This is a genomic window from Candidatus Obscuribacterales bacterium, from assembly GCA_036703605.1.
Taxonomy (GTDB): Bacteria; Cyanobacteriota; Cyanobacteriia; order RECH01; family RECH01; genus RECH01.
In genome coordinates this window covers 1-2,822 of sequence record DATNRH010000947.1, presented here as the reverse complement: position 1 = coordinate 2,822, position 2,822 = coordinate 1, and the positions used below count along the sequence as shown (strand labels likewise).

The following is a 2,822-nucleotide window of genomic DNA, read 5'->3' as shown; positions in this document are numbered from 1 at the left end:
CCTGGCAGTACGCAGACGTCCATAGCCCCCTTGGCAAAGGACAGCGAAGCAGGGGATCAAAAGCAAGATGTCCCAATTATGGCTATTCAACCAGGCTTGATATGAAGTCTACTTCACCTCTACCCATTGCTCCACAAAACATCCACACTCTTGAGCCAAAACTATAGGAAAATAGCTCAGCTAAAGATTAAAGACTATGATGCGGAGGAGAGGCAAGCTAGGTTGAGGGAGGCGATCGCAAGCCATAGTAGCGATCGCCCACAGGGTAGTCAATAGACAAGAAGCCAAAACCATTGGCAATAGGCACCACCATAAGCCGCTATCTTGTCTAGACAAAGTTCACGCTCGTGCCAAGCTGACTTGCTTCAAGATTGGCAACCTGAACCAACACGACACCATCAACAGCAATGAAGGTATCTAGTGCTGTATCCCCTTGTCCCTGAGCAAAATTGAGTTGCTCAAACTCTAAGTCAATGAGCTGGATTTGATCAACACCCAATTCAAAATCACCGATGTAGTTGTAGGCTCCGCTGCTGACCACAAACGTATCAGCTCCAACACCACCCAGTAAGATATTGTTGCCAGTGCCGCCATTCAATAGATCATCACCAGATCCAGTAGCGATATAGTCATCTCCATCTCCGGTTTGGATGGTTTTATTGCCCGCAGGAAGCTCTGGATTGACCATGTAGATGATGTTGTCTCCATCACCAGCATTAACGTTATCCGTCCCTGTACCAAGACCGATGACGTCATTGTCTCGTCCGGTGATGATCGTATAGTCTCCGCCTTCTAGCCAGACTTCATTGGCACCACTGCCAAGTCTTAAAACATTCGTGCCACCGCCACCATTGACACTGTAGATAAAGTCGTCGCCGGCCCCTATGGTAACCGTATCATTACCAGTGCCAATACCGATGGTATTACGACCTCTAGCCGTAATCGTGTTATTACCACCTGCTGCCCAGAAACTGTTAGTACCCAACCCTAGGTCAATGATATTATCACCACCGCCATTACCAGTCGCATAGGCGAAATCGTCACCGTCACCCGCTCGAACCCAAGAATCGCCGTTGCCAAAACCAATGGTATTGTTACCTTCACCGGCATCAATGATATCGCTGCCCTCTATGCCGCCCCAGATGCTGTCATCTCCATCCGTTCCAGCTATGGTATCGTCTGGGTTCCCCGTTCCGTCAGAGTTGCTGAATAGCTCTCCAGAATAGAGTTCGCCCATTTGATAGGCAGGACCGACAACAAGTCCCCGACTGTTGATATAGATAGTCGCGGGCAACCCATTTACAAGAGGCGGTGGGCTGTCGTTGTCTGTGATGTCAACAGTTACAGGGCGAACGCTAATGCCGTCATAGGTATCATCATCACTGGTGACCGTATGAGTAATAGTACTCGTGTGATTTTCTTCAAATAAATCATCATCGATCGCCGTGACGATCACCGTCTGTGGCACATTCCAGTTATCCGGCGTAAAGATCAGCGTGGTGACATCGGTGCTGGTTTGGCCATCAGGATTAATGGTAATCACAACCTCAGCGCTAGGCTGGCTACGGAGAGCGATCGCATAGGTATCTGTCGTACCACCCTCTTCCACCTCTGTCTGGGCTGCCGACTCAATCAATACAATGCCCGGTTGACCAGCGTTGAAAACACCGGGGCTGCCAATAGCACCCCCTCCCTCCCGGGAGTTTTGTTCGTCGTCGATATCAGACAGCTGCCAACCATCATTAATTTCGGTAGCATCTAGATTGTCTAGGGTTGTCCAGCCGCTCACATCTTGCGGGCGAATGGTGCCGGGAAAGTCTTGATCCCCGTAGGAGAGGCGATCGCTTAGATTCCCTTCAGCATCGTATAGGTTAATTTCATCATTACGCTGGAGAGTTTGCAGATCGAGCCCACCAATCACCTTGAAGGATGAATCCAGGCCCCAAGCTGTTCGGAAATCTGCTTCACTGGCCTGGGTGAGAATCACCGACTCACCGGGCTGCACTAAGCCAAACCCGTCCAGCGAGAAAGAGCCGGGCAGACGAGCACTATCGCTATAGCTCCAGCCTGTCATATCGACAGGAGCCGTGCCCACATTGGTAAACTCAATGAACTCACCAACACCACCTGCATACATAAACTCGGTGATCTGGATATCACTGACTAGAGGAACCTCAAACAGTGGTGTCAGTGAAAAGTCGTCTACGGCCAGGCCATCGTTGGCACCGGGAACTGCAAAATCAGTCCAGCGAATCCAGAAAGTCTCTCCCGGCGCAATTTCAAGGCTGGAGATCAGCCCATTAAGATTAGCCTGGTTTTCAGCCGCATTACCATCCCTTGCCCCGGATAACCCCGTCGTGTTAGGTGTCGTGAAATCAAGCTCATCAACATCCACCCAGCTCCCTGTGTCTAGGGAACTTGCATCTAAGCTGTATTGAAAATCTAAGCGATCCTCTCGTCCAGGTGTTCCTAAACGCCACAACTCACCCACATAGGAAATATCAAACCCTGTGATGGTGGAATCAGTGGTGTTGGTGAAACTTGCACCAAATGTAGGGATAACTGTAGCAGAGCGCAGTCCACCTAAGGCTCTTTCAGGATCATTATTGGCACCGCTACCAGCCCCAAAAAGATAGGTGTTGCCAGTCGAGAAGCTGCCATTGCTAATGCTGTACGTTGTGTTACCTGACGATCCTGTTTCCAGAGATGACCATCCAGTTGGCAATGCACTGCCAGTGAGGCCAAACACAGACAAGTCATTAAAACCTTGCTCGTAGGTTGTATCCGTTAAGTTAATAGTCACCATATACTAGTACCCTGCG

Annotated in this window: 1 protein-coding gene; it reads right to left on the bottom strand. The window is 49.9% G+C overall.

Annotated features, from left to right (window positions below):
- Window positions 1-328: 328 nt before the first annotated feature.
- A complete protein-coding gene (locus V6D20_19430; GenBank protein HEY9817955.1) occupies window positions 329-2,806 on the bottom strand; it encodes a lamin tail domain-containing protein in 2,478 nt (825 codons plus the stop codon).
- Window positions 2,807-2,822 lie beyond the last annotated feature (16 nt).